The sequence below is a fragment of the Bacillus sp. PAMC28748 genome, from assembly GCF_014250415.1.
Classification (GTDB): Bacteria; Bacillota; Bacilli; order Bacillales; family Bacillaceae; genus Bacillus; species Bacillus licheniformis.
The window spans coordinates 444,393-467,883 of the sequence record NZ_CP060192.1; the positions used below are offsets into that span (position 1 = coordinate 444,393).

Annotated in this window: 28 protein-coding genes and 4 pseudogenes; 8 read left to right on the forward strand and 24 right to left on the reverse strand. The window is 42.1% G+C overall.

Annotation, left to right across the window (positions count from 1 at the left end; genetic code table 11):
• Positions 1 to 21: 21 nt before the first annotated feature.
• The 4 genes and pseudogenes from H7F26_RS02345 to H7F26_RS02360 all read left to right on the forward strand — a co-directional run bounded on the left by H7F26_RS02345 (position 22) and on the right by H7F26_RS02360 (position 2,068).
• Positions 22 to 420 (forward strand): YrvL family regulatory protein, encoded by a 399-nt coding sequence (locus H7F26_RS02345; protein ID WP_003185294.1) that lies wholly within the window; start codon positions 22 to 24, stop codon positions 418 to 420.
• Positions 421 to 516: 96 nt separating this feature from the next.
• Positions 517 to 1,002 (forward strand): DUF6022 family protein, encoded by a 486-nt coding sequence (locus H7F26_RS02350; RefSeq protein ID WP_003185296.1) that lies wholly within the window; start codon positions 517 to 519, stop codon positions 1,000 to 1,002.
• Between the two features lie 152 nt (positions 1,003 to 1,154).
• The gene (locus tag H7F26_RS02355; RefSeq protein ID WP_003185298.1) at positions 1,155 to 1,382 is read left to right on the forward strand and encodes a hypothetical protein; all 228 of its coding nucleotides are present in this window, start codon (positions 1,155 to 1,157) and stop codon (positions 1,380 to 1,382) included.
• A gap of 401 nt (positions 1,383 to 1,783) precedes the next feature.
• Positions 1,784 to 2,068 (forward strand): annotated as a pseudogene (locus H7F26_RS02360) (hypothetical protein).
• 29 nt (positions 2,069 to 2,097) lie between these two features.
• On the opposite strand, the pseudogene H7F26_RS02365 reads toward H7F26_RS02360, so the two are convergent.
• Positions 2,098 to 2,382, reverse strand: a pseudogene (locus tag H7F26_RS02365) (peptidoglycan-binding protein); the annotation flags it as partial.
• A gap of 449 nt (positions 2,383 to 2,831) precedes the next feature.
• Between H7F26_RS02365 and H7F26_RS02370 the strand changes: the two are divergent.
• Positions 2,832 to 3,407 carry a putative periplasmic lipoprotein gene (locus tag H7F26_RS02370; protein WP_185855208.1) on the forward strand — a complete coding sequence of 192 codons (576 nt, stop codon included), beginning with the start codon at positions 2,832 to 2,834 and terminating at the stop codon, positions 3,405 to 3,407.
• 101 nt (positions 3,408 to 3,508) lie between these two features.
• Complete coding sequence (locus H7F26_RS02375) at positions 3,509 to 3,877, forward strand: YolD-like family protein (protein ID WP_185855209.1); 369 nt, start codon at positions 3,509 to 3,511, stop codon at positions 3,875 to 3,877.
• A 24-nt stretch (positions 3,878 to 3,901) separates the two neighbouring features.
• Here the strand turns inward: H7F26_RS02375 and H7F26_RS02380 are convergent, their stop codons facing one another.
• Positions 3,902 to 4,132 carry a helix-turn-helix domain-containing protein gene (locus H7F26_RS02380; protein ID WP_080626998.1) on the reverse strand — a complete coding sequence of 77 codons (231 nt, stop codon included), beginning with the start codon at positions 4,130 to 4,132 and terminating at the stop codon, positions 3,902 to 3,904.
• Positions 4,133 to 4,386: 254 nt separating this feature from the next.
• Positions 4,387 to 4,530, reverse strand: a complete 144-nt coding sequence (locus tag H7F26_RS02385) for a hypothetical protein (RefSeq protein WP_021837703.1) — start codon at positions 4,528 to 4,530, stop codon at positions 4,387 to 4,389.
• A gap of 195 nt (positions 4,531 to 4,725) precedes the next feature.
• On the opposite strand from H7F26_RS02385, the gene H7F26_RS02390 reads away from it, so the two are divergent.
• Entirely contained in the window at positions 4,726 to 6,225 is a 1,500-nt protein-coding gene (locus tag H7F26_RS02390; RefSeq protein ID WP_185855210.1) for a T7SS effector LXG polymorphic toxin, read from the forward strand.
• Positions 6,226 to 6,239: 14 nt separating this feature from the next.
• A complete protein-coding gene (locus H7F26_RS02395) occupies positions 6,240 to 6,638 on the forward strand; it encodes an Imm50 family immunity protein (RefSeq protein ID WP_185855211.1) in 399 nt (132 codons plus the stop codon).
• Between the two features lie 128 nt (positions 6,639 to 6,766).
• Here the strand turns inward: H7F26_RS02395 and H7F26_RS02405 are convergent, their stop codons facing one another.
• The 21 genes and pseudogenes from H7F26_RS02405 to H7F26_RS02500 form a co-directional block, all read right to left on the reverse strand.
• Entirely contained in the window at positions 6,767 to 6,913 is a 147-nt protein-coding gene (locus tag H7F26_RS02405; protein WP_185855212.1) for a hypothetical protein, read from the reverse strand.
• A 7-nt stretch (positions 6,914 to 6,920) separates the two neighbouring features.
• Positions 6,921 to 7,181, reverse strand: a pseudogene (locus tag H7F26_RS21825) (peptidoglycan-binding protein); the annotation flags it as partial.
• Positions 7,182 to 7,286: 105 nt separating this feature from the next.
• A pseudogene (locus H7F26_RS21830) lies at positions 7,287 to 8,000 on the reverse strand (N-acetylmuramoyl-L-alanine amidase); the annotation flags it as partial.
• A gap of 51 nt (positions 8,001 to 8,051) precedes the next feature.
• Entirely contained in the window at positions 8,052 to 8,315 is a 264-nt protein-coding gene (locus H7F26_RS02415; RefSeq protein WP_185855214.1) for a phage holin, read from the reverse strand.
• 13 nt (positions 8,316 to 8,328) lie between these two features.
• Positions 8,329 to 8,598 carry a hemolysin XhlA family protein gene (locus H7F26_RS02420; protein ID WP_185855215.1) on the reverse strand — a complete coding sequence of 90 codons (270 nt, stop codon included), beginning with the start codon at positions 8,596 to 8,598 and terminating at the stop codon, positions 8,329 to 8,331.
• A gap of 62 nt (positions 8,599 to 8,660) precedes the next feature.
• Positions 8,661 to 8,846, reverse strand: coding sequence for an XkdX family protein (locus tag H7F26_RS02425; protein ID WP_185855216.1), 186 nt, complete (start codon positions 8,844 to 8,846; stop codon positions 8,661 to 8,663).
• Positions 8,843 to 9,166 (reverse strand): hypothetical protein, encoded by a 324-nt coding sequence (locus H7F26_RS02430; protein ID WP_044789345.1) that lies wholly within the window; start codon positions 9,164 to 9,166, stop codon positions 8,843 to 8,845. Before H7F26_RS02430 ends, H7F26_RS02425 begins: the two co-directional genes overlap by 4 nt.
• A 12-nt stretch (positions 9,167 to 9,178) precedes the next feature.
• Entirely contained in the window at positions 9,179 to 10,516 is a 1,338-nt protein-coding gene (locus H7F26_RS02435) for a BppU family phage baseplate upper protein (protein WP_003185328.1), read from the reverse strand.
• A gap of 20 nt (positions 10,517 to 10,536) precedes the next feature.
• Positions 10,537 to 12,582, reverse strand: coding sequence for a hypothetical protein (locus H7F26_RS21835; RefSeq protein WP_139308922.1), 2,046 nt, complete (start codon positions 12,580 to 12,582; stop codon positions 10,537 to 10,539).
• 36 nt (positions 12,583 to 12,618) lie between these two features.
• Positions 12,619 to 14,328 carry a phage tail spike protein gene (locus tag H7F26_RS02445; protein WP_069500674.1) on the reverse strand — a complete coding sequence of 570 codons (1,710 nt, stop codon included), beginning with the start codon at positions 14,326 to 14,328 and terminating at the stop codon, positions 12,619 to 12,621.
• A 12-nt stretch (positions 14,329 to 14,340) separates the two neighbouring features.
• Positions 14,341 to 15,177, reverse strand: a complete 837-nt coding sequence (locus tag H7F26_RS02450) for a phage tail family protein (RefSeq protein ID WP_009330398.1) — start codon at positions 15,175 to 15,177, stop codon at positions 14,341 to 14,343.
• Positions 15,177 to 19,067 carry a phage tail tape measure protein gene (locus tag H7F26_RS02455; protein ID WP_025807965.1) on the reverse strand — a complete coding sequence of 1,297 codons (3,891 nt, stop codon included), beginning with the start codon at positions 19,065 to 19,067 and terminating at the stop codon, positions 15,177 to 15,179. Before H7F26_RS02455 ends, H7F26_RS02450 begins: the two co-directional genes overlap by 1 nt.
• 12 nt (positions 19,068 to 19,079) lie before the next feature.
• Positions 19,080 to 19,241, reverse strand: a complete 162-nt coding sequence (locus H7F26_RS02460; RefSeq protein ID WP_009329201.1) for a hypothetical protein — start codon at positions 19,239 to 19,241, stop codon at positions 19,080 to 19,082.
• A 23-nt stretch (positions 19,242 to 19,264) separates the two neighbouring features.
• Positions 19,265 to 19,600, reverse strand: a complete 336-nt coding sequence (gene gpG / locus H7F26_RS02465) for a phage tail assembly chaperone G (RefSeq protein WP_009329202.1) — start codon at positions 19,598 to 19,600, stop codon at positions 19,265 to 19,267.
• A gap of 60 nt (positions 19,601 to 19,660) precedes the next feature.
• A complete protein-coding gene (locus tag H7F26_RS02470) occupies positions 19,661 to 20,269 on the reverse strand; it encodes a major tail protein (protein WP_009329203.1) in 609 nt (202 codons plus the stop codon).
• A complete protein-coding gene (locus H7F26_RS02475) occupies positions 20,269 to 20,649 on the reverse strand; it encodes a tail completion protein gp17 (protein ID WP_009329204.1) in 381 nt (126 codons plus the stop codon). The genes H7F26_RS02470 and H7F26_RS02475 overlap by 1 nt, the downstream gene beginning before the upstream one ends.
• Positions 20,646 to 21,029, reverse strand: a complete 384-nt coding sequence (locus H7F26_RS02480) for an HK97-gp10 family putative phage morphogenesis protein (protein WP_009329205.1) — start codon at positions 21,027 to 21,029, stop codon at positions 20,646 to 20,648. Before H7F26_RS02480 ends, H7F26_RS02475 begins: the two co-directional genes overlap by 4 nt.
• Positions 21,022 to 21,396 carry a phage head closure protein gene (locus tag H7F26_RS02485; RefSeq protein WP_009329206.1) on the reverse strand — a complete coding sequence of 125 codons (375 nt, stop codon included), beginning with the start codon at positions 21,394 to 21,396 and terminating at the stop codon, positions 21,022 to 21,024. Before H7F26_RS02485 ends, H7F26_RS02480 begins: the two co-directional genes overlap by 8 nt.
• A complete protein-coding gene (locus H7F26_RS02490) occupies positions 21,326 to 21,676 on the reverse strand; it encodes a head-tail connector protein (protein WP_009329207.1) in 351 nt (116 codons plus the stop codon). The genes H7F26_RS02485 and H7F26_RS02490 overlap by 71 nt, the downstream gene beginning before the upstream one ends.
• Positions 21,677 to 21,691: 15 nt before the next feature.
• Positions 21,692 to 22,141, reverse strand: coding sequence for a collagen-like protein (locus H7F26_RS02495; RefSeq protein WP_009329208.1), 450 nt, complete (start codon positions 22,139 to 22,141; stop codon positions 21,692 to 21,694).
• Between the two features lie 25 nt (positions 22,142 to 22,166).
• A complete protein-coding gene (locus H7F26_RS02500) occupies positions 22,167 to 23,483 on the reverse strand; it encodes a phage major capsid protein (protein WP_017475036.1) in 1,317 nt (438 codons plus the stop codon).
• Positions 23,484 to 23,491: the final 8 nt, after the last annotated feature.

Below are 23,491 nucleotides of genomic sequence, written 5' to 3' on the forward strand. Positions count from 1 at the left end.
ATATTTTAAAGGAGTTGTGTCATGAAACATTTCATTATTTGCTGCATATCGGTTATATTCGTTTTTTTCGCCCACTTTCTCGGCATTTCGATACTGTTTCATCTGTCGGGCGCGTTTTACCAAACAGTCGGATCATTGCTGCTGTTTACGCTTTGTTATACCGGACTGACCTTTGTCCTGGAACCGGCTGAAAAGGTGCTCATCCACAGTATGAAACTGCTGGGCATCAATCGGCGGATCACGGTTTTTGCCGCTGAAATGATCACGATCGGATGTTTATGGGCCGCCATTTATACCGCGGACGAATTGCTGGACGACGTTCTGCTGACAACCTCGGCGGAAATCATGATTGCCGTTTCGTTTTTTACAATTGATAAAATCCTTTATCCGCGGCAGAGGTCCGGTTCGCTCTTATATTGACGATCCATTTTAAACCGAATTTTTTCATTGCAGGACTCAATGATTTGCAACAATGTTATATACTGGATTTGCAGTGATTAAAAGGAGGTTTTGTTCATGAATAAGGTTCTTTTCAGACCCGGCATGTCGATCAAAGAAATTGGCGAACAGTTGCAAGGCTATATCGCCGCAAATTGGAAACAAACGCTTGACGATCATCGCGAAGCTCTTTTAAAGGTGTTTCCCGAATTGGAAGACGCGACTTACGGGGTCTACCTGGACCACCTGCTGCCTCCTGTATTTGAAAGTCTCGAACAGTCCGGCTTTACAACGATTCAAAATGCGGGAAAAGGCGATTTTTTTATCGGAAAGGGCTTGAACTTTAGACAGTCCATGGAAAAATGGGGAGCTGACAACTGCCGCTCACGTGTGTTTTGGGTTGTCATCTCCGATCAGCAAAAACAGCCGGCCGGGACGCTGCTCTTTGACTTTTATCACTCTCACGCCGGATTTGATGTCCCCCTCTCCCCGCGGATTTACACGTTGGAAGAAACGGAGAGAGACCGAATTGTTGCTCACATAAAACAGATAAAGGAGAACTAGCTTATTTCGACCCACAAAGTCATAAGCTGCAGCCGCTGGGTATTCCAGCGGTTTTTTTATTTACACTAAATGCAGCCAAGGAATTTTTGCAACCAATCAAACCACACATTCGTTTATGTATAAGACCAATATCTTACATAAGGGAGAAACTCATGAGAACTTTCGAAGTGTTGACACTCCTGTCTTTTGTCATGCTGTTTCAGCAAAAAATGCCGGGAAAGCTTGCGGCGGCAGCCGGATTTGTGAGTATTGGCGTGTTGGCGGACTTGCAGCTTTATTCAAAACTTTTGAAGCAGCTCGGCATGACGGGCGACATCGACGGCGAACGAAGCGCGGATATCGTGAACCGGTACGTTTTGGATTTTTCAACAAGCATTTAAAAGAAACCGGTGGTAATCTTGTACCTGCCAACAAAACTGGTATGTACCAAGGTCGTCAGGTTACTGTAACAGAGCACGTCCTTGGAGGATATAGAAAAGGCGGGAAATCCAACAGCCCATATACAAGTTTTACAATAAATCAAAAGGTTGCAAAGGGCTACGGTAAAAATACAATAGAACTCGACATATCTGCTCTCCGTAAAGCCATCAGGTCTGGTGAAGTGAAGGATATTGTAATTTTATCTCCTAAACAAATCGAAAGGTTTAATCAAAAATGATACTCGCCAGTCTGAACACTGGAAAAACAAAGCTTTAAAATGGACTCAAAGAGACACTGAATACTTTGTAAAAGGTGAGGTTCCAAAACAATTTATCAAACTACATCCGAAGGAGTGATAGATATGCTTCTATATTATAAAAATGAATGCTTGGGTGAAATAAAAGGCGCTACTGTTGAAGGTGTCTGGATGTATGGAACAATCATTCCTAATTAAAACATGGAAAAGTTCAAAGATTTCTTTAAGGCTGTAGTAAACGAGGATGACCCTTTTGCCATTGAACAGTATAGTGAAGAATGGTTAGATGATGAAAATTGGTTTATTATTGATGAAAAGCAAAAAAAGGTAGGTATATCCCTTCCAGGGATTTACGAAAATGATAATGAAATAAATTGGAGATGGAGATAAGAAGGCCCCTTTTTAGAGGCCTTTTTTTATTACTTCAGTAAGGATTCGAGTTTTGCTTTCGTTTTCGGTCCGTAAATACCGTCGGCAGAAAGCCTGTGCATAAGCTGGAACCGTTTGACCGCGTTCGCCGTTTTCGGCCCGTAATAGCCACCTATGCCGTTATTCTTCGCCCCTTTGTCTGGATAGAAATAGAGGGCAGCTAAAGCCTCCTGAATCTGCCGGACGGCCGTCCCTTTCATCAGTGGGCTTTTTACCTTATAGATGCCAGACCGCAGCGTGCAGGATGATTTTTTGCCGCTTGAAGAAGGCTTTTTCTATTCCGCTGCAAGAGCTTGCAATATGGGAACGTCCTTGAATTATTATGCCAGTAACCAAACGTTTTTCTCATGATATGAGGACCGATGACCCGACATATTCCGCAGTATCATTCATATGTTCATTAAGCGATTCCCCGCTCTTGCACAAACAACAAAAACTCCCCAAAAAACAAAAAAACCACCATCATATGTATGGTGGAGACGGTGGGAGTCTATTAACCTTAAAATCAATAGATTGAAAAGTAAACCAAAGCACTGATAAATCAACGTTTTGAGGGTTTCATAAAGATGGGCTTAAAACAATAATTTTAGATTTTTGTGACCAAATTGTTACCACAAATAAGGCGAAAAATCACCTTCAGTTTTATAGTTATTGAGTTTAATGGATTCCCCTCCTCATTTGTTTTAAAATGTAAATGGTCGTTTTAAACAAGAGGGGGATCATTATGAAAAAGATATTACTGGTTTTATTTTTGGTGTTGGCTGGATGTAGCAGTGCACCACAAAATAAAACGGACACCAACAGCACAGCGGCTGAAGAAAAAAAAGAATCAGTCGAAGCAAAGAGTGAATTCGGGTTTACACTAAATGAATTTATTGATGAGTACAATACGAATATAGATAGTATTGACATGAGTGTTATTGAAGAACCTCTATCCAGACTTGATAGTAACCGTGAAATTAATGAGACAGATGATAATTTTGTTCAGGTTTTAGCTAAAGAAGAAGATAACGCTAATCCTGACCGGGACTACATAATATCAGGAATGTACAATAAAGATAATGTTTTAACAGGGATAAATTTTGTTTCTCAAAGTGATGACTATTCTAAAGCTTCTCAAAAAGGGATGGGAGCTGCTTATATTTTATTTGTAACTTTGGGATTTAGTCAGGATGATTTAAACAAAGCTTTAAAAGAAGCAGATCCTGATTATTCACTTTCAAATGATATCTGCGATCTGACACTCAAAATTCGTCCTAATTTTAAAATGTTTATTATCGAAATTCGTCCACCCAAATAAAAATTGGCCCTTCTCTAAGAAAAGGGTTTTTTGATGGAGTATTTTTCTTGTTGAGAACAGAACGAATGTTCCCTTATAATCATCTCAAGGAGATGAACACCATGAAAGATGACAACTTAAAAGATCGGGGATCAATCAAATGGACGGCCATGATGCTGCCCGAGCATGTCGGCCTGCTTCGCGAGTTAGAAAGCAACCAGGACAAAGTAAAAAGGCCGGTTCTTGACATGTCTCAGATCGAGGATATGGAAATGATCATAAGTGAAGCAATGGAGTTTAATAATCCAGTTCAGTTTTCTGTATTTAAGCCGCTACCAATGCTTAACGGACCGGAAATCGGGGAGATCGTTCAAATAGAGGGCCATATCCATTACATAAACCAGCTGCGGAAGCTGTTCCATGTTGTGGATTCAAAAGGAGACACCAATCTCATTAAATTTGAGGATGTCGTCGGCGTAGAAATAAAGTAAGCCCTTCTCACAAATGGAAGGGCCCTACTCATCGTATGGCCGGTATTTTTTTCGACCAGCTTCAAGTTCTTTTTTTTGAGCCTCCACATGATCACGGAGAAACAAGCTAACTGTACCGACCTTCTTCACAGGATTTAGCTTCCCGGAAGTCACTAATGCACTTAAACGCTGCCTTGTAACCCCGAGGAGCTCCCCGGCTTCTGCAGCTGTCAAAACTTCATCCTGGATAAATTTAATTTTTTCATTTTCTTTCATGCCTTTTTTCGCTCCAAATCATAATTAATCCTTTTAACAGTGTAACAATCACAGCCAGGTATAAAATGATGCCTGTGATTTTCCCCAGAGTACCGACTTTTTCAAAATCAATTGCAAAAATGCCCGCTATTAGGATGAGCATAGTTGCCATGTCTAATGAGCTGTAATGCTTAAAATATTGTTTCATAATTTGTGGACGTGATATAATGAATTGGAGAGCAAGGGGATTTCTCCCCTTCTCTCGCTCACTATGTTTAGCGCTTCTTGCTTACCCGGCGGGAGCGCTTTTTCTTTTTCTTGCCTCTTTTTTTGCTTTCGTTTTGCCATATGTCATAAATGTGTTTGAATATGGTCACCACTCCAGCAGTGGCAAGAATCCAGTTTCTCACCTCGTCCACTTAAGCACCTCCTTTCTATATTTAATTATACCAAACCTATTTACGATCGTCAATAGATTTACAGAAAAACATAGGTTTAATTATCTATGTAAATCGATTCATTTTCATGGATGAACAGGGTTTATTCCCCAATTGGTTTCCGTAAAGTGGTAAACTCTATACTGATTGTAACCAAAAGGATTAGAGGAGAATGCCATGAAGACGCTGGATGTTCAAGCGCTGCACAATGCAATAGATCAAACGCTGGAACAGTTAAAACAACAATCAGATGAATTCGCGAAAGTCAAAAAAGCCGTTGAAGGCATCACATCACTTGATGATGCTTTAAAAGGAAAAGGCGGCGACGCGATCCGCGCCTTTTACGAGGAATGTCACACCCCTTTTCTACAGTTCTATGATACCTTTATAGAGGAATACCGTTCCACGCTGAAGAAAATGAAAAGCGCGCTGAATTCCCTGGAACCCAACCATAACGGATTTATTTCACAGTCCTTTCTTGAACACGAGCTGGAGAATGGATTAAATGCTGCTGATCGCACAACAAAACATTTGGTTTCCAAGACCAACGCCACAATCGCAAAAGTCAGCCATATTGTTGATTTACCGGATTTGAACGACAGCGGTTTTCATGAACAAAATCAGAAAGCGTTAAAGGAAATCAGCACGACTCTTGAAAAGCTGCATGCGTTTGACCGCGAGCAAACCAACGCCCTCAAAACGGCTGAAAACGATCTTGAGACGATGCAGAGATACATGGCGCGGCTCGAAAAGATGTATACCGGCCCAAAAATTGAAATCACCGGTTACCAAAAAGGCGCGATTTTAAAGCCGGATGAGATGGATACCTTGAGTGGAAATCAAGAAACAGCGATGGGTGCCATGCTGAAAAAAGTCGGAGACAAAGAAGATGCGGACATTAACACTCTCGCCGATCCAGATCGATTAAAAAAATTGGCGACACAAAAGGTTTCCAAGAAAGAGTACACCCAAGAGGAATTGAATGAACTGAAAAAAGATTATAGAGTATTTAACGATACGCTTTACCGGGCATACATAGATGGTGATACAATCGTCAAGATAGAACCCGCCTACACCCTTCCAGAGAATGTGGAAAAAAGCGACTTTGCTAAATATTTCGATACAGCGATGGAATTTACAGGTGTATATGATGCAGTAAGAGCAGCGTTTGGATACGACCTTGCGACAGGCGAAATCGTTAAAGATAATGGTGATCGTTTGATGGCCGGATTGAGTGTCACACCTTTTGGAAAGGCATTTAAGTACGGAAAGCGCGGCTTCAAGTTATTTAAAGGTGAAGAGGCGGGAAAGAAAGCTTCAAAGGTTGGTAACGGCTCTAAGAGTAGGGTTCATCTTCCAGGCAGAAATGGTGCTCTTAATGAAGCTAAAAAGGATGCGGGCATTACTAGATCTCAACACCCCGAATCAATTCGTCGTGTAGAGATGCGAGCCGCTCCCCATGAAGGTGGCCATGTAATAAAAGACGAAAATGGTAAAATTATTTGGACCAAAGAATATATCTATACAAATAACAAGGGTCAGAAAATCATAATACAAGACCATAGCGCGGGTCATGAAAAAGGTGGACAAGGGCCTCATTTTAATGTAAGGCCATTTGATAATCCTCGAACAGGAAAAGTCCCAGGGACAAAAGATCATTATCCATTCAAAAAATAATTTGAGGTGATATTATGTGGTACGAAAATTTAGAGGAAAATTATTTTTTAAAAAGTCTATATAATGAGATTCCTAAATTAGAAAATATACGTATTGAAGGCATTTATATTAAAGAAGAAGGTAGAAAAGTAACTCTGCATTTTGATATGCCGTTTTATGCGGAAAAGCCACCGAAAAAGTGGGCTAACTTAGGATATAATTCAATTGCTCTTGAAGTGGATATTTTCGATATCCATTCTTTAGAAATGAAGACATTATCAGATACATATAGAGGAAACATTGAAATAAATAAGGATGACCAAGGTTTAATCGAAATCAATATCACAGGAGAGTTTACTGCAAAAATAAAAGCAGATGCAGGACTCATTCAATCAATTAATGGTTATATTAATGGAGCTTTAGAAAAAGAATAAGCAAAAAAAGTATGTGGCCCTTTACACAAGAAAGGGCCTTTTTCTACTTCAATAAAGTTTCAACTTTCGCTTTAGTTTTTGGTCCGTAAATACCGTCGGCAGAAAGCCCGTGCATAAGCTGGAACGGTTTAAGGACAGGGCTTTTTCAAAAGGTTTTTTAATGTTTCAGAAATACAACTTTGCATTTCATTTTTTGTTGGCAAGCTGTCTATTTTTTTAGTTCGCTCTTCAATAACAACTATTTTTTCATCAATTTCTTGGATTTTTTTCAGCATTTCTTCATCACTTCAACAGAGCTTCAAGTTTCGCCTTCGTTTTAGGACCGTAAATACCATCAGCAGACAGCCCGTACATCAGTTGGAACCGTTTGACCGCGTTCGCTGTTTTCGGCCCATAATAGCCATCTATGCCGTTATTCTTTGCCCCTTTGTCTGGATAGAAATAGAGGGCAGCTAAAGCCTCCTGAATCTGCCGGACGGCCGTCCCTTTCATCAGCGGGCTTTTTACCTTATAGATGCCAGACGGCAGCGGGTAGGATGATTTTTTGCCGTTTGAGGAAGGCTTTTTCTTTTTCGCTTCAATAGCTGCGAGCGCCTTTTCGGTAGCCGGTCCGTAAATTCCATCCACCGCGATACCCGCTTTCTTTTGCAGAGATTTGACGGCCTGCACCGTCTCATTGCCATACGAGCCATCGGCCCCATACTTCGGCAGAGAGAAGCCAGCGGCATTCAAACGTTTCTGTAGCGCCTTGACCTTCGAACCGGACGACCCTTTTTTCAGGATGGTCCCTGTGGATTTGCTTGACTGGCTCGTGGATGATGTTGTCTTTGACACAGTTTTATTTCCAAGCAGAGCATCAACTTTTTTCCTGAATGCTGCCAGCTGGCTTGCATCCCTCACCCAGGGAGTCGGACAGCTTTTATTTGTCACATCATAATGCCGCACAATCTTATCTGTAGAAAGGCCGTAACGCTTGCACAGATCAGCGACCAATTCAGCAGCATTTTGAACGGTTTCGCTGTGAATCTGCCCGTTTTTTTCAACACACATTTCAACCCCGATTGCCTTTGTATTAGCGTTCGGCTTTAAAAAACTGACATAGCAACGGTTTTTATCATGGGCGTGATAGGCGACTTCATTTTCAGGAATAATCAATTGCGCTTCTTTTCGATCCACAAAATAATGGGATGACGCATATCGTTTGTCCGCAATACAAGTGCCATTGAAATAATTACGCTCATTCAGTGCCGACGCGCCAGGAGTAGCCGTCCAGTGCATGACAATGCCTTTAACTCCCGACATTTTCAGACCCGGCCGGGTATACTGATTGACTTTCACATAATTCTTCACAACTTTAACCATTTGAACCCCTCCAATTTTGTTTTAAATAAAAAAGGCTGCCAGCCGGCAACCTCATTTTGTTAATCCTTTTTGTTTTAGAACTTCTTTTTGCTGCTTACCTTTACCGGTGACATAGTTGTTTTTATACCAAGCGACCAACGTCGTGACGATAGTAAAAATCGTAGAGCCAGCCAAATACAAAGCGTCGGCCAGCGTACTGACCTGGTCCTCACTGATCGGCAAAGCTGCCTTTCCAAACATGATCAACGTCTGGTTTACCAATGCAATAAAAAGAAGCACCGTCCGGACGACCGTGCCTTTGTCTAAGTTTTTCATATTGTTTTCCTCCTTATTTCTGCAGTAGATTATAAAAAACAGCGATTGCGCCGCCGATGATGCCGGTGCTTATCGCTGTAATGATCGCGCCAGTGATGCTGCGCTTGATCCAAGTTGTGTTTTCCTCGATTTTGTTCAGCTTTTCATTAATTGAAATGATCTGTTGATCATGACGGTCAGTCGTTCTTTCGAGGGTAGTGATCCGCTGATCTTGTGTTTTTTGATCTGCTTTAATCTCTGCGATTTCTTTTTGTAAAACATCATAATCATTGGGTTGTGGCATGTCCTGAAATCCTCCTGTTCTCACATCGTTTTCACCTCCTTTGAGGCAAAATAAAAACACCCTTATTGGGTGCTTGTCATTCCTAAATCCACACAGACGGCGGGTTTGTCATAGCTCTGGCCTGTTATTTCTTCATATTCTGCCGGAGTAATATGCCCCCAATCTACGTAATCTCTCATGATTGAGTCATCATCATAACAACCCCAATCATAAAACTGCTTAATAGCCGCAAAGTCTGGATACATCATGAGGAACCATCACCTTTCAATGATGCAACTTCTTTTTGGAGACGGGCCAATTGATAAGAGAGTAAAGCGTTTTGCTTTTTTAGCAGCTCAATTTCACTCGCTTCAGGCTCCGGAGGCAGCAAGCTTTCAATATACTCTTTTGTAGCCGTCTCCTTCCACACCTTTTCGTCCGGATAAAACTTCGGAAGATATAAACCAGGGTCAAATGGAATGTCTGTCCATCCATCCGGAATTTCATAGTTCCCTTGATCATCAGGCTGAATGATATCATTATCAATCAACAAGAATGTCTCTTTGTCATATTTAAAAATGTTTTTCATGACTTATCTCTCCTACAGGGGAATAATTTCGTCCAAACCATAAGAAGTTATGTTGTCGGACTTATCAGCGATTTGCCCCTCCAGCCTCATATTTCCGTTTGTTTCGATATACAATTTGGTCATCCCTGTTGTACCGAATATAGGAACAAGTCTGCTGCGGAGCTGGTCAGGTCTATAAGAAGCTGGTAGCGTCCCAAAGATCACGCCTCTATTGGTAATGATCTCGCCTTTTAAACACAGAAAACCGCCAACCACCGCACACATAACTTTTCTAGCCCCATGTTTCGCACCGTTTTTTAAAGGAACTTCAGTCCAGACAGGTTCAAAGTCAGTGGAAGTTAATATTCTTTTCCAACCCCTAAAGTCACCATTTGTATGGATGGTCGCGAACCACATCTTATTGTGGTAACTTGCTGTGGCTATAATTGTTTTTCTTCCAGAGTTTCCATCCATAATGTCATAATTGAACCATCCAGCATCATTAGGGTCGGGGTTATTAAGCAGTCTATTATTGATACCGTAATAAAAACCAGGCGGCAAAGTTAATAAATCAGTACCATCAGGAATAAGGATTCGCACACCATTATCTTGTGTCAATTTATACAGTTGCCCCTTATTCCACTTAGTCCGCTCATCAGCGGTAATATGGCGCACATTATCCGCAGTATGTGCATCAAAATCCGTTTTTGCCGCCTGCTTGACGTTATCAACTTTATCTAGTCCGACCTGGGATTTTGTGACCTTATGCGGATTGTTCGTCTTGGCTGCGTGTGCATCCGTATAGGCCTTTGCATGAGCTTCCGCAGCATCTGCCTTTTCCTGCGCTCCCTCTTTCGTCTCAATCCGTCCGAGGTCCGAGAACTTCGCTTTTAACTCGTCAAGCATTACTGTTTCTTCGTCATACATCGCTATGATTAACGCCTTTAACGATTCGAAATCATCGACGTAATATTCCGCGAGAGGTGCCATGTTCTGGTCCACAAGACTTTGCGATACTTCAAACCCGAATTTGTGAGCAGAGAGTGATTGGCCGTTCGTATATTTCAGAATGAGCTGACAGTTGAATTTGCCATACATTTTAATTTCGTCCTCGTCTAAAACGTACTCTGCGATACCTTCAAACGGATCAACTATCGTAACATCCCTTATTCTTTGCTTACCGCTTGAAGGAATGAGGACCACTTTTCCGGTTACAGCTGACAGTGGCAAAGGGATGCCATCCTTGCGCAAATAAAATATTAACTTTGCTGTATTAATATCTTGCGTTGAAAATATAAAAGTCGAATGATAAACCCCTTCTGTTTTCGCGTTTATATCGAACGCGTAAGAGCCGGTTTTATAAATAGCCAACAGTATTACCTCCCTTTCTTTTAGTATGTTGGAGTTTCAGGCAGCTCCGCATCATACCCGTAATTTCCGTCAGGTCTTTTCGATATCTTTGGAGCTTTACGCATTGTAGGTCTGAGATCAACTTGCTTAACGGTATTTGTGCTGTATATCTGATAATATCTCTGGCATTCAGCTATTTCTTCAGTCAACGGTCTTGCGACATACGGCGTAGCAAGCCTTCCTTTTTCTAATTTGACTAGGTAAAATTCTACCCATTCGCCGGGAGCCAAACTATCATAGGAAGAACTGTTTGTTGTGTCGACATCTATTTGAACTTCAACGTAGTCTTCTTCCTTAAGTTTATAAGCTGACATATCAGGCATCTTTATGTTCAATACAAAGAATGTGAGCCTGGTTGTTACTTGACAAGAACGGATTGCAAGATTGTCGTGTTTTCCATCATGTGTCATATCAAGATGAAGTTTCATTCTGTGAGAGGATTTATTGGTCCTCGCCCATAAAGCTAAAGTATAATCTTCGCCGCTTTTAAACTGAGTTGGATTTTCGATCCGTTGAATTAGATCAGTACGCGACATATTCGAAACATTTTTCAATTTCGTTATTCTCAACCCGTACTTATTTGAGAATGGCGCACTCATCGGCTTTTTCACTCTCTCGGTCCGATTGATCCCACTCTCATTTGTACCAACAGCATTAACGAGCCACCTATCGGCTGTAAATACACCGTCGTTAGTAAAACTTGTTCCGCGCTGCCATACATCAAAGGCGCCGTTTGTCACAAAGTTTCTATTCGGCATATGCAAGGCAACTTTGTCATAAGTTATTTCAGTAATATTCGGCCTCTGTACGGGCTGTGTAGATATTAACGTCCCATCTTGTGCACCGGCCAATGTCACAAATATTGTTTCTTTCCCGCTCCGTTCAACTGTGACTTGTAGCAAAGCCGGAATGACATAGCCGTTATGGTTAAACATACAGATGCCTTCATTTTCAAAGTCATAGTTATTGCGATCAAAATCATAATTCTCTTGTATTAAGTCCGCAAAAGAATCTCTCGAAAAAGAATATGCTTTAGCGATGCTTCCATCTAGATTAATGACTGTAATCGCAGGAGCTCCTTTCCCCTGTCCTAAAATGATTTTGTTCTCATGAAACGTAATCCCTTGAACTTTTTCGAACATAATTTCTTTGTTGTTTACCATGACTTCCATCAATAAATTCGGACTACCCGCAACTATACTTTGGAAATCATAAATGTATATTCGATCCATCTTCTCATTCGTTGAATTACCAGAAATAAAGTATTTTTTGTCGATATCATTACCGGTTTTGTACGAACCAAGAACTTGCATCGTTTGTACAATTTCCCCAGATGTATAATTGAAAATAGACAACTCGTTTTCGAATTTTTGTCTAACGAGAAAGCATAGATCGCCGCTTGAATTCTTGAACCAAGGAAGCCCCTCGTTGTAGGTAGAATTTGTGATTGCAAATTGCTTCGAATCTTTAAATTTGGCACTAGACAATTGATATCTTGATATTATACAGACGGTTCCTCCGTTTTCCTGTCGTGCTATATATAACTCATCATCATCTTGATTTATTGAAAGCGCCTGAGGGAATGGGCGTGTATGATCCCTTGCTGGCACCGAAAAAATAATTTTTTGATAATTGAGATACTCCTCAAACATCAAATTCCTTTTTGCTAACTCCCTATACAGTCCGTCGATGTTCTTCTCTGTATGAAATAGCCGATCATTTGCTGTATTGAAAACCTCACCTTTATGATTGACCCGGAGGTCGACGACCTCTTTAACATTGGACCCATCGGCATTTAAAATGAGATTATTTAGCCGTTTCTTTGATATCTCAATCTCCTGAAAGACTGAAAGCTCGCCGTTATGTCTAATTTGCTCCGATGTGTGGGCGTTTTTTGAAGCTTCATGACGCTTTAAATTATAATCGTGTTCATTCAACGTATTTTCTATGCTCTGGATATCTGATCTTAACTGTGCTTGATGACGGGAATTTCTTGTATGATCATAGTCTTTTATTAGCCGAATCAATGCTACTCACTCCTTTTTTGGCAAAATTAAAAACGCCTATCTGAGCGTTTTGAAAAGCTGGTCAATATATCGTTTTTGATCCCTTAGTTTCTTGGCCTGATTGACTGCAATATCCTGAATATCTTTTCTGAAATTCGCGAACGTTAATTTTGGGCTGCTGTATGGGTTCAACGGGTTATACTGAATTGAAATCAGCCGAACATCGTCTTCAAACGTGATCCCTGATGCCGTATCAGCAAGGACGTGAATCGTGTCACCTTTCCAAAAATCCTGTTCGATCTTTAAAAGCTTGGGTTCATAGATTTTTTGGAAATCTGCTTCAATTGTCAATTCAGGGTATGGATTCACATGTTTTTTTAAAACTGAAACCATGCTGCTGGCTTTTTTTATGGTTTCATCTTTAATCGGATCGGCCCAGCGCGGCAGGCCTTCGAGTAAAAACTTTTTCTCATCCGGATGTACGTATAAGATCGGCTCAAATTCATATTGTGGGTTTTTACTGTCCGTGCTGCTCTTCTTCAACGCCCCGTAACCCCAGGCGCGCGTTGTACAATTTTGCGAGTTTGTCTTAATAGAAATACCTGGCATATTATAGCGCGAATCTAAGGTGAAATTGATTTTTTGTCCAATTTTCTTATAAACAAGGATTTTATAGTTATCAACATCCAGCTCAGGACCGTAATCCGAAATGATTTTATCCACCAATTCCGTGGAATTTCCGTCACCAAAGTTTTCTTGTTCAATGCTCGGAAAATCACTTGCCGAAGCTTTTAATACATATTTGAATGGCGTCTCTTTTAATGCGATATCAAAAGCCTCTTTGATCGTCATTTTTTTAGACGCCGTTTCAGTCACATAATTGTTGATCAGCAGGACCGAAAAAATATGGCTGGCCGAAACAGTTTTTCTCAACACATTATTTTCCTGCCGTACTTCAACGTTTGTAATGTAATACTTTTGATGATTAAATTTCCGTTCATCCAGAAAAAGAATGTTATCAATCACCAACAGATCAAATTCAATAGCGTTTTCCTGCGTTTTGGTGATGGTAAATGTAAAGCTCTTCTTCCCCGTCGTATCGTCCGTCAGATCGAGCGAGACGCCCGTTATTTCAACCACATTCTTTCCATCCCCCGCTAGTACATGCAGCTGTGGAAAATCAACATCCGAAGGCAAGTTTTGATTAAGCGGAACGTCTTTTCCATCATATTCTTTGCTTGGTACCTCCGGGGTCGGTATCGGCGTTTCGGGTTCTTCAGGTTCATCCGGTATCTCATCCACAGAATCATATTGTGTGAGTTTATAAGTGAAAATAAGACTGTTCAATTTGGTGGCATAATTGGGATCAGTCGCATAACCGGCTTTTACAAGCGCAGCTGTCGCCTTCTGGTAATCTTTTTCCCCGACTACCGCTTTATAATGGTTCGGGTCCCAGCTCGTTCCGTTTATGTACAGCTTGGCTAAATCCTGAATAGATTCATACCAAGACGGATACTTACGGAACTTGGCTTGCACACGGGTAGCATTTCCGCTCTTATCATATTCAGTCGTCCACATGAGAACATATTGACCGTTATAAGTACCCTTGATGCCGAATAGGTTTTTCGCTTTTTGGGCCAGCTCACTTGTACCCCATCCGCTCTCTAAACAGGCTTGAGCAATAATGAGAGACGCGAGAATATCATACTTTTTATAGACTCTTTGGGCGTCTGGTGCAATTTCCTTTATAAAATCTGTGTTTGCCATTTTGCATGCTCCTTACGCGTAGTAGAAACGGGTATCGAATATGATTTCAAAATCATTGGTATTCTGGATTTCAAAATCATTCATTCCTATATCGAGTCCCGGGAGCCTGCCGGATGTTTTGATAGGTGTTTTATTGATCACCGTGTATTGCTTAATAAAAGAAACGCGCTGTGATTTTTTTAATTCCTGTTCAATTTTCAGTTTCTCACCATTTGTATGGTTGATGATCGACACATTTTTTCCGGCCGCCCATAAGGTCACATTGTAGTCATGTTCAAGAGGATTGATATAGGCGTCCCCAGTGTTATAAACCTGAAACCTCTTTCGATTTTTGAACCTGTATTCCAGATCATCTCGCATTTGAATGTTCATGCCTGGGCTCCAGTATTCCCCGTGAAAATTCTGTTTTGTCAAAGATGTAAATTTTGATTCAGCCAGGCCGGTGACGTTATTAAATTCCACAGTAAAAGAAGTTTGGTTTTTCTGTTTCTCTTTCTGTATGCTGAAATTACCGTCACACGTAACGAGAAAACGGAGGTTAGGCAATAGATCGGTTGAAATATAATAAGGCAACGGCTTCACCAAAAGCGCATAAAGTTCTCGCCTGTACTGATAAAAATTTTCTGCGATGATCGAGTTTAATAGAATTTCTACCTTGATAGATCGCTCTTTAAAAACAACATCGCGGGGATGCTGCGGCAAGACAAGGCCGTTGATCCTCGGTATCTTCACTGTTTCCCGTTCAATGGCCGGTGAATCAGGCGTAAAGCTCAGCAACTTAAAATGGGGGAGCAAACTTGATAAGCTCTGTTCCCCCAGGCCATTATTAAAATCTAAATAAAGGTTCATCAGGTTCGTCTCACCCCACTCTGATAAGCATTTTGATCATATCGGTCTAAACTCTTCCTATCCAAAATCCTGCCGTCACCTTGTTCAAAAACGATTTCCGCCACTTGTTTTCCATCAATATTAACAGGCGCCGGATAAATTCTAATTGGCCCGCCCGCGGCCGCCGGCTCTGGTTGTCCTCCAAACGATAATCCATTTGAAAGGAGCGTAATGAGAGCATCCAGCTTCTGATTCAAAGAAGGTGTGTCAACTTCATTTCGGACGACTAACTCCGAACGCAAGGAAAGCAGCTCATCGGCCGCGCCTTTTATGTTGTAAGCCATTTTGTTGATCTCCTGTTTGAGTGACAGGTTGGCTCCTTGCCCTAACGCCTGGGCGCTTCGTTTTGCGCGCGCGACTGATTTGCTTATTCCTATCGCGAATCCATCTGTAAAGTTGTTACCTTCAGCCATGCTCTTTTTCGCTGGCGAATGGGAGTCAATAGACTTTTTCAATGCTGATAATGCAGACTTACCAAGTTTCCAAGCTGCACTAAACAGCGAGTTGCTGCCGATGCCGCCCTCAATTCCTCTGACGAATCCAGAGACAAAATCAGATCCCACACTGCTGGTTTTCACACTTTTCAACCCGGATTTCGCCTTGTTTGATACCTTCGAACCGGCATTGTAAGACGCGGTTTGCTGACTCATCAATCCTTTGGTCAAGTCCATACCGGCTTTCTTACCGCCCCCGCCGTCAGTTGTCTGACCGAGACGACCGGACACGTTTTTTGAAAGGCTTGCTGCAGTATTATTGTTTTTAGGCTTTGTGGAACTTAAACCGGCATTGTGTTGATCACCTTTTTCTTTACCGGCTGTACGGGCTTGGCCGCTATTTTTAGACAGTTCGCTGTTGACAGATTGACGGAGCACGCTGCTGGATTGTTTATTAATCCCGAGCGTGTTTCTTAAACCGAGAGCAAAGGCATTTCCTTTTTCCATTCCAAACTGCTTCGGCTGCGTCTTTCCTTGGCTTAATCCCTGATTAGCTCCTTTACCAATAAGACTCCCAGTTTCTTGGGCCTGTCCTAATGTACTGCTCAAACCAAGAGTGAATGCCGATCCTTTTTCTCGTCCAGCCTGTTCAGCTTTTTCATTGCCGCCGTTCATTTTTTCAAGGACGTTTTGGATCGCTTCGTCTGCTTTTGCCTGGGCTTCCTGTTCTGAATTGCCAAGACCAATATAAAAATCCTCAAGTGCCTGTTTAGTGGCTTTAATGGCTTCCTCTTTGCTTGTACCAAGTTTATTCAAATATTCAATTTGCTTTTGGGCCCAGCGCTCTTCATATTCGGCTTGGTTTTCTTCATACATGTGTGCCATTCCCATAGAATTGGAAATGAACTTCTTCTGTTTTTCAAGTGCCTTGCCAGTCTCTAAATCAAGCAGCTCACCATTCTTAGACATTTTTGAGAAAAGTGCACGAGAATTTTCCTCGTAACTTGCTGTATTTTTAGCAAGGGTCTTTTGGAAGTCTGCTGTACTTTTTTTCAAGAGAGCTTCCTTTTGTTGAGCATCTATATAGCCCTGTGCATACAACTGATTCAAGACTTTGTTCCGGTATTCATAATCTTCTTTCGCGGCTTTTTTTCCATCATCGTAGACTTTTTTAATCTTGTCGTTGTATTCTTTTGCTTGCTTGAAAGAGAGCTTTCCTTGCTGCTCTGTCACCGCTTTTTGCATGGCAAGAGCTTCTTTTTGATTGGCCGCAAATTTGCTGGTAGATTCTTCAAAATAAGAAATGATCTCATTAAATCTTCGTTTTTGAGTATCATTCATTTTCGATGAGACAAGGCCCGTTTCTTTTTGGAGTTTTTCCAGTTCCTTTACTTTTTCTCTGGCCTCCTGGATATCCTCATTGATATTACCAACCATCTTATCAACGATCTTCTCCCCAGCCTTTTGAGTGTTCTTATCCGTATCCTCCATTAAACCGTTAATAACGACCAAAGCGTCTTTTCTAAGCGTCTCAAGTTGTTGAATCAGTTTATCCCGCATCTCAGAATACGTTTGAACCAATTTCGCGGCCATCTTATCAGCCTGCTCCCCGGAAACGCGGGTGAGTTCAAAAAGTTGGACCTCTGCTTTTTCTCTCAAATCCACATAGGAGCCGGCTGCTTTCTGAGTCGCCTTTGAAACTCCTTCACCAAAAAGCAAAGCCTTTTCCCTGGCCTCTTCCTGCTTCTTTTTCATGTTTTCGGTTTGTTCGGAAACGGCATACATGGCAACTCCTAAAGCGCCCAATAAAGCCGTTCCTCCGACAATAGCCAAGCCCACAGGACCAGTAAAAGCTAACAGAGCGCCGACTCCTGCCGTCAGTGTAGCGACAGCCGTCGTCACGCCTAATACTCCCGCAGTAAGAACCGCAGTTTTTCCAATGGTTGCTTGTGTGCCTTTATCCAGGTTGTTAAACATGGTAAGAAGGGCGGAGCCTTTATCCGCAAGGTCACCGATTGAAGGAAGAAGTCCCTCTGTTAACGCTATTTTTGCACCTTCCAAGGCAGATTCGAATTGAATGATACTTCCGTGAGCATTATCAAGCATGGTATCCGCCATTTTTTTGGCCGCGCCGTCGGATTCTTTCAGCTTTTTCGTGTTTTCTCCGAGCGCTTTCGAGCCTTTTTGAAGAAGGACCGCCCAATGCTTGTATGCTTCAGCACCAACAATCGTTTTCAGGGTTGCCGCCTGCTGCTCTTTGGTCATGCCTTTCATGCCCTTTTCCATTTCTGCGATGACTTCAGGCATGCTTTTCATATTGCCGGCAGCATCAAAAAATTCAAAACCAAGTCGATCAATTTCTTTTTGTGCCTTCCTGGCAGGAGTTGCGAGACGGATCAGGGACGTACCGAAAGCCTGACCTGCAATAGTACCCTGTAAACCGGCATCACCAAACGCCATGATAGCGGCAGCCGATTCCTCCATGCCCCAGCCGAGTGAGTTCGCATTTGGAGCAAGAAATTTCATTGCCTCGCCCATTTGTTCAACATTGGTATTGGCGTTGGATGCTGCATAGGCTATCACATCGGCGGCATGCGCCGATTCTTCGGCCTTTAATGCAAAGGCAGACATGATGTTTGATGTAATATCTGCAGCTGTTCCAAGTTCAAGCTGTCCGGCCGCTGCAAGGCTTAACATGCCAGGCATAGCCCCGTAAATCTCATTGGTTTTAAATCCGGCCATCGCAAGAAAGCTTTGAGCGTCCGCGGCCTGGCTGGCAGTAAAAACTGTAGTGGCACCAAGTTCTTTCGCCTGTGCCGTTAATTTTGCAAGGTCTCCCGCTGTTCCGCCGGAAATGGCTTGCACTTTACTCATTTGCTTTTCAAAGTCGATGCCGACTTGAACCGCATCTTTTAAAGGAAGGACCAAACCACCAAAGGCAATACCCGATGTCATGGCGACAGATGCACCGACATTCCTCATTGTGCTGCCGACTGCATTCATTCTTTGGCCCATTCTGTGGATTGTAGAAGAAGCGCGCCTAGATTCATCCTCCAGCTTTTTGATCCTCTGCGTGGTCTGCGTCAAAGCATTTTGCGTTTTATTCATTTCAGCTGTGGCATAGTTAAGCCGTCGAGCCAGTGTCTGAGTTTCTTGAGCATCTTTGCCCTTTTTTATAGCTGAATCAGCATAAGCCCGTTCAAGAGCTTTTACTTTCCGCTTATGAATATCCAGCTGCTGGTTGAGTGTTTTCGCCTTTTCTTGAGACGTTCTTAACTCGTTGCCCCATACGCCTACAGCTGTACGGTTCTTTTCAAATTCAGATTTGACGTTTTTCATTTGCAGAGCAACTGCACGCATTTCCGTTCTGAATTGGTTCGAGTTTGAATACAGTCTGACTTTTATGTCCTTAGCCAATCGGTCACCCCCTTACCCGAGCACCTGGTCAATATAAAGGCGCTTTTCTTCTTTCCCTGCTGCTAGCTTTCCGCCGGCTTCTTTTCGGCGGGCCAGGCGCCGCAGGTGGTAAACAATGTCCATTTCATCAATCTGGTTTTGCGTATAACCGATTTCTTCTAACGCGTTGTACATGTCAATGACAGCGTCAGATAAATTTACTTCCCCGGCTCTTCACCGTCGTTTGGATCAGGGTTTAAAATTCGGCTGGCTTCTGCGATATTTCCTAAAACGTAGTTTGCTGTGCCGTAAATTGTTCTCGTGACCAGCCTCGCATCAATGCCATTTTCAAATTCGTCAGCTGAGAATTTGTTTCCAAACGCAGCACAGATAAATTCAATTTGCTTTTCTGTGTAGATGCGTTCAGGGTCAGTTGACTCAATATCTTCTGCGATCTCGGCCGCGTCCCGGAACAGCTTTCCTGAAATGAAATTTGGTGTGACAAACTTTTTGTGTTTACCATTGATTCTGAGATTGATTGAAATAGGTTCCATCTTGATTCCTCCCTGTTTTTGGACAATAAAAAAGAGCGCCTATAAGCGCTCCAAAATTCTTTATTTACCTAAGCCAATTGCTTCGGTTTTTGTATCTGTTGCAAAAGCAGAACCATCATATACAACTTGATTAAACCAACCATCGCCGTTAAAAGTGTCACTGTCTTCTGCTTGAGCTTTCCAGCGTCTTTTTCCTTTTGGATTTTGCAACGGCATAAAACCAACCTTAAACTTTGCACTTTCTGGGTCAGCCTTGTCTTCTGTCGTTTTCGATTCAATAGCCATTAATTCAGGCAGCCCTTTAAGAAACCAATAATACCGGTACCCGCCGGTTGATTTCTTCGCTCTGAAGCCGAAAGCCAGATGAATTGCCTTGTCTTCAGCACTTGCAAAGGAAACACCATTCTCTTCTGTGTGGCCGTAAATTTTATTCTGCAATTTTAAAGGGAGATCAGCCATTTCAGCTTCTAAATCAATGTCACCCATACTATTAAAAATGTCATACACACCATTATCAGCCCAGAATTTTGTTTGCTCTGATTTTGGGTCAACCTTTATGCTTACAGCACCCGGGATTTTTATAGGTGTACCGAATTTCAAACTCTCTTCATCGTCTTGGATGACTTCCGCACAGTGAAACATATCTAAACCATAAATTGTTTGTCCCATTACTTTTCCTCCTTAAAAAAAGCTTTCTTATATCGCATAGCTTTGTGAAAAACCTTGTCCGTCTCTTCGTATAAATCTTGAGAATCGTACCGGCCGTAACCGATTGACTTCATGAGCCGGTCAATTTCTTTTGCGATTTTGGTTTCTTGACTGACTGTATATGAATTGGTAAAAATGCTGATCTGAAAGCGAACCTCCGAAGATTGGGCCTGATTATCGGCATATGAATCATCAGCATTTTTCAATTCGGTATACATGATTCTTGGGTATGCGTTAACGTCTGAAGCGACTCTATTATGAAAGCCGCCTGTCACCAGTTCTTTTAATGAGAAATCGTTGACCAGGGCAGCGCTCAATTCTGCTTTTGCATCAAAACTCATTTGATTGGCGCTGTTAGAATGCGGGCCATTACTTCCACAGCTGACGCCTCCCCTTCATCCCTGCCTTTTTCGATAAAAGGATAAGGTGGCATTTTTGATGTCCCATACTCCAAGAATCTCGCCCGGTAAGCGACTTTTTTATTAGGCCCAATTGACACGAATTTTTCTGCGCCTTTTGATTCCCTGGCCTTTGAAACCGTAATGTTATCAGCTATATGGGGCTGATTTTTATCGCTTCGATTAACATTTTGTCGCTGGTGCTGCGCGATAATTTCCCCGCCGGCTTGCAAAGCCACATCTTCCGCCTTTTCCACGTCTTCACCGATTCTTTCAAAATATCGATCTAGGTCGGCCAGCCCTTCAAAGTTCATTTCAGCCATTGAGCCCCACCTCCTGGCACATAATTTCAAACCACTTTTTTGAATCTTCAGGATCGTTAAAGTCAAGGATGTCAAAGGCTCGGAAAATCGGTTCACCCTTTTCATTTGTGCCGATCTGTTCAACAATTTTCATATCGCGTTGAATATCTTGCCGAAACCGAATGGTGATCTTTTTAGGCGATTTAACGCCCCATGCCCCCGCAATCATAGATTCATTGTTTCCGAGAGAGCTAAACCCCTCCACAGCTCCCCATACAGTGAATACATCAACATAAGCGTCAATCCAATTCAGTTCTTCATCTTGAATCTTGGTTTTCTTTTGAAAGGTCAGGCGGTGCCGCAGATCGCTGGTCCTCTTTCTCTTCATCTTCCTGCACCTCATCATCCGTATAACGCAGCTGCGTCATTAGATTTTCAACAGTAAAAGGGATGGACGAGCCGTTTGTCCCTGACTCATACATTCCTCTGTTTTCATACCAATGCTGGACAAGCATTTTGGCCACAATTTCAAACTGTGGGTTCCCATCAACAAACCGCCCAATAGCATTGACAATATAGCTTTTCGCTGCCGCAATAAATTGCGATAACATTTCATCATCTTCAGAATGGTCCAGACGGAGATAGTTTTTCATATCCACCAAATTCATGATGGTTCACCCGCCTTATTCTTGTGGCTCATTGTTCGCGGAATCGTCAGAGCCTGCCACTTTTTCTCTCAACTCATCAATTTGAGATTGAAGACTATCAAACATGGCCTTTACTTCGCTGTTTAAGTTATCCGGCATGACGCTGCCGGTACCAATGTTTTTGCTTCTGACAACATTTTCACCAAGCATTTCGTGGGTGATGCTCCCGTCTTCAATGACAGCCGGATCACCTTTCTCACCTTTGGGTCCTGGCTCTCCCTGTGGACCTTGTGGGCCGGTATCTCCTTTTTCCCCTTTTGGTCCTTGTGGTCCCTGGGGCCCTGGTTCCCCCTGCATTCCTTTAATATACAAAGGGTTGTCTTCACTGTTATTTTTCAAATAAACAGCTGTTACAGGCTTTCCTGTCCCGTCATCCTCTGCGGAAGTGTAAACACCATTACTTTGGTTTAAAAATTGATCTGCCATTTTTCATCATCCTTTTCTGTTATTTTTATTTTCCAACATCAACGGATTTTTCTTCTCTTGGGGTTTCTACTTGAGCATTTTCACCAACAACTAGATCAGTCACAATCACAGCAGCTTCAGGATCAACAACTTTCCCGTCAAAACGCTCGATTCCGCGGAAGTAAGTCTGATCAGTCAAGAAAGCATCGCCGCCAACATCTGTTGATTTAATTTCGAATTTCTGACGGTCAAACATAAAATATCCACGTTTGAAATCGCCAAAAAGAATGTGTGTTTTTTGCGTCTTCTCATCAGTAACAATTTCGTCATAGATTTCAACCGGACGCCCGAACAGAAGGAAGTTGTCTTCATCTCTAGGGTCTTCAGCCAATATCCCTCTGCCGTTTTTATCTTCAATGTTTGCCAGAGTTTCAAAGGCTTCAGTATTCATCACCCATTTTGCGTTTTTCCGATAACCACGTTTAATCTGATTTTTCACTTTCCTTAAAAACTTAATTGTAATTACTGATGGTGCTTTGAGGGTCTTAAATTTTTCGCTTGAGATGATCCCTTCAACGTTTTTCTCTCCGCCTGCTCCATAAAGGATTTCATCATTTTCTGTGACGATAGCTGATTCAGAAAGCCATTCCACAATTTCTCTTACAAAATTCTCAAATGAATCGTCTAAAAGCTCACTTGGAGCCGGCATAAATCCAGCAAACTTCTTGACGTTGTACCAGATTTGATCAAACTCCATATTTTTAAGTTCTTGAATCTGTTCTTTTTCAGCCGTGTTGTAGAGTTTTCCGGCCACTCCTTTTCGGACTGTATAACTGCCAGAAGGGGCAGTTTTAGGAACAACGCGGACCAAATTACGGACAGAGTTTAATTCCTGGATAGATTTCAAAATCTCTTTTGAGATATCATCCGGTACGGTATAGCCACCATCCTTATCACTTCCGCTAGAAAGAGAACGATTTTCTTTTAAAACCCGTTCCATCATATTTCTTTCTTCAGAATTCAAATCAGCTTCACGGCCAGTCAACACTTTGAACCACGCTTCCCGATACTCTTTTGTAGCTGTTAGAATGGTTCGGGACTCTGTTTCATTCTGGGCGCCTAAACTGCGACCCTCTCCGTCGTCCAGCGTCGGTACAAAATTGTTCCGTTCCGTTACATCCGACACATCAAGAGAACGCCCCTCCGCCATTAATTCAATTTGATTTTTCAAGGTCTTGGCCTCGTCAAGCAGCGTACGTGCCTCTTCTGTATTTCCCTCTTGCAGCTTTTGATCTGCCGCATTTTTCTTTTCCGTAAATTGTTGTCTCAATTCAATTTCTTTTTTGCTCATTTGCATTGGCATAAATGATT

Excerpts from the sequence above, each read along its gene's own strand:
- H7F26_RS02345 (WP_003185294.1), top strand. The coding sequence starts at position 22 with ATGAAACATTTCATTATTTGCTGCATATCGGTTATATTCGTTTTTTTC.
- H7F26_RS02350 (WP_003185296.1), top strand. The coding sequence starts at position 517 with ATGAATAAGGTTCTTTTCAGACCCGGCATGTCGATCAAAGAAATTGGC.
- H7F26_RS02355 (WP_003185298.1), top strand. The coding sequence starts at position 1,155 with ATGAGAACTTTCGAAGTGTTGACACTCCTGTCTTTTGTCATGCTGTTT.
- H7F26_RS02370 (WP_185855208.1), top strand. The coding sequence starts at position 2,832 with ATGAAAAAGATATTACTGGTTTTATTTTTGGTGTTGGCTGGATGTAGC.
- H7F26_RS02375 (WP_185855209.1), top strand. The coding sequence starts at position 3,509 with ATGAAAGATGACAACTTAAAAGATCGGGGATCAATCAAATGGACGGCC.
- H7F26_RS02380 (WP_080626998.1), bottom strand. The coding sequence starts at position 4,132 with ATGAAAGAAAATGAAAAAATTAAATTTATCCAGGATGAAGTTTTGACA.
- H7F26_RS02390 (WP_185855210.1), top strand. The coding sequence starts at position 4,726 with ATGAAGACGCTGGATGTTCAAGCGCTGCACAATGCAATAGATCAAACG.
- H7F26_RS02395 (WP_185855211.1), top strand. The coding sequence starts at position 6,240 with ATGTGGTACGAAAATTTAGAGGAAAATTATTTTTTAAAAAGTCTATAT.
- H7F26_RS02405 (WP_185855212.1), bottom strand. The coding sequence starts at position 6,913 with ATGCTGAAAAAAATCCAAGAAATTGATGAAAAAATAGTTGTTATTGAA.
- H7F26_RS02415 (WP_185855214.1), bottom strand. The coding sequence starts at position 8,315 with ATGAAAAACTTAGACAAAGGCACGGTCGTCCGGACGGTGCTTCTTTTT.
- H7F26_RS02420 (WP_185855215.1), bottom strand. The coding sequence starts at position 8,598 with ATGCCACAACCCAATGATTATGATGTTTTACAAAAAGAAATCGCAGAG.
- H7F26_RS02425 (WP_185855216.1), bottom strand. The coding sequence starts at position 8,846 with ATGATGTATCCAGACTTTGCGGCTATTAAGCAGTTTTATGATTGGGGT.
- H7F26_RS02430 (WP_044789345.1), bottom strand. The coding sequence starts at position 9,166 with ATGAAAAACATTTTTAAATATGACAAAGAGACATTCTTGTTGATTGAT.
- H7F26_RS02445 (WP_069500674.1), bottom strand. The coding sequence starts at position 14,328 with ATGGCAAACACAGATTTTATAAAGGAAATTGCACCAGACGCCCAAAGA.
- H7F26_RS02450 (WP_009330398.1), bottom strand. The coding sequence starts at position 15,177 with ATGAACCTTTATTTAGATTTTAATAATGGCCTGGGGGAACAGAGCTTA.
- H7F26_RS02460 (WP_009329201.1), bottom strand. The coding sequence starts at position 19,241 with ATGTACAACGCGTTAGAAGAAATCGGTTATACGCAAAACCAGATTGAT.
- gpG (WP_009329202.1), bottom strand. The coding sequence starts at position 19,600 with ATGGAACCTATTTCAATCAATCTCAGAATCAATGGTAAACACAAAAAG.
- H7F26_RS02470 (WP_009329203.1), bottom strand. The coding sequence starts at position 20,269 with ATGGGACAAACAATTTATGGTTTAGATATGTTTCACTGTGCGGAAGTC.
- H7F26_RS02475 (WP_009329204.1), bottom strand. The coding sequence starts at position 20,649 with ATGAGTTTTGATGCAAAAGCAGAATTGAGCGCTGCCCTGGTCAACGAT.
- H7F26_RS02480 (WP_009329205.1), bottom strand. The coding sequence starts at position 21,029 with ATGGCTGAAATGAACTTTGAAGGGCTGGCCGACCTAGATCGATATTTT.
- H7F26_RS02485 (WP_009329206.1), bottom strand. The coding sequence starts at position 21,396 with ATGAAGAGAAAGAGGACCAGCGATCTGCGGCACCGCCTGACCTTTCAA.
- H7F26_RS02490 (WP_009329207.1), bottom strand. The coding sequence starts at position 21,676 with ATGAATTTGGTGGATATGAAAAACTATCTCCGTCTGGACCATTCTGAA.
- H7F26_RS02495 (WP_009329208.1), bottom strand. The coding sequence starts at position 22,141 with ATGGCAGATCAATTTTTAAACCAAAGTAATGGTGTTTACACTTCCGCA.
- H7F26_RS02500 (WP_017475036.1), bottom strand. The coding sequence starts at position 23,483 with ATGCCAATGCAAATGAGCAAAAAAGAAATTGAATTGAGACAACAATTT.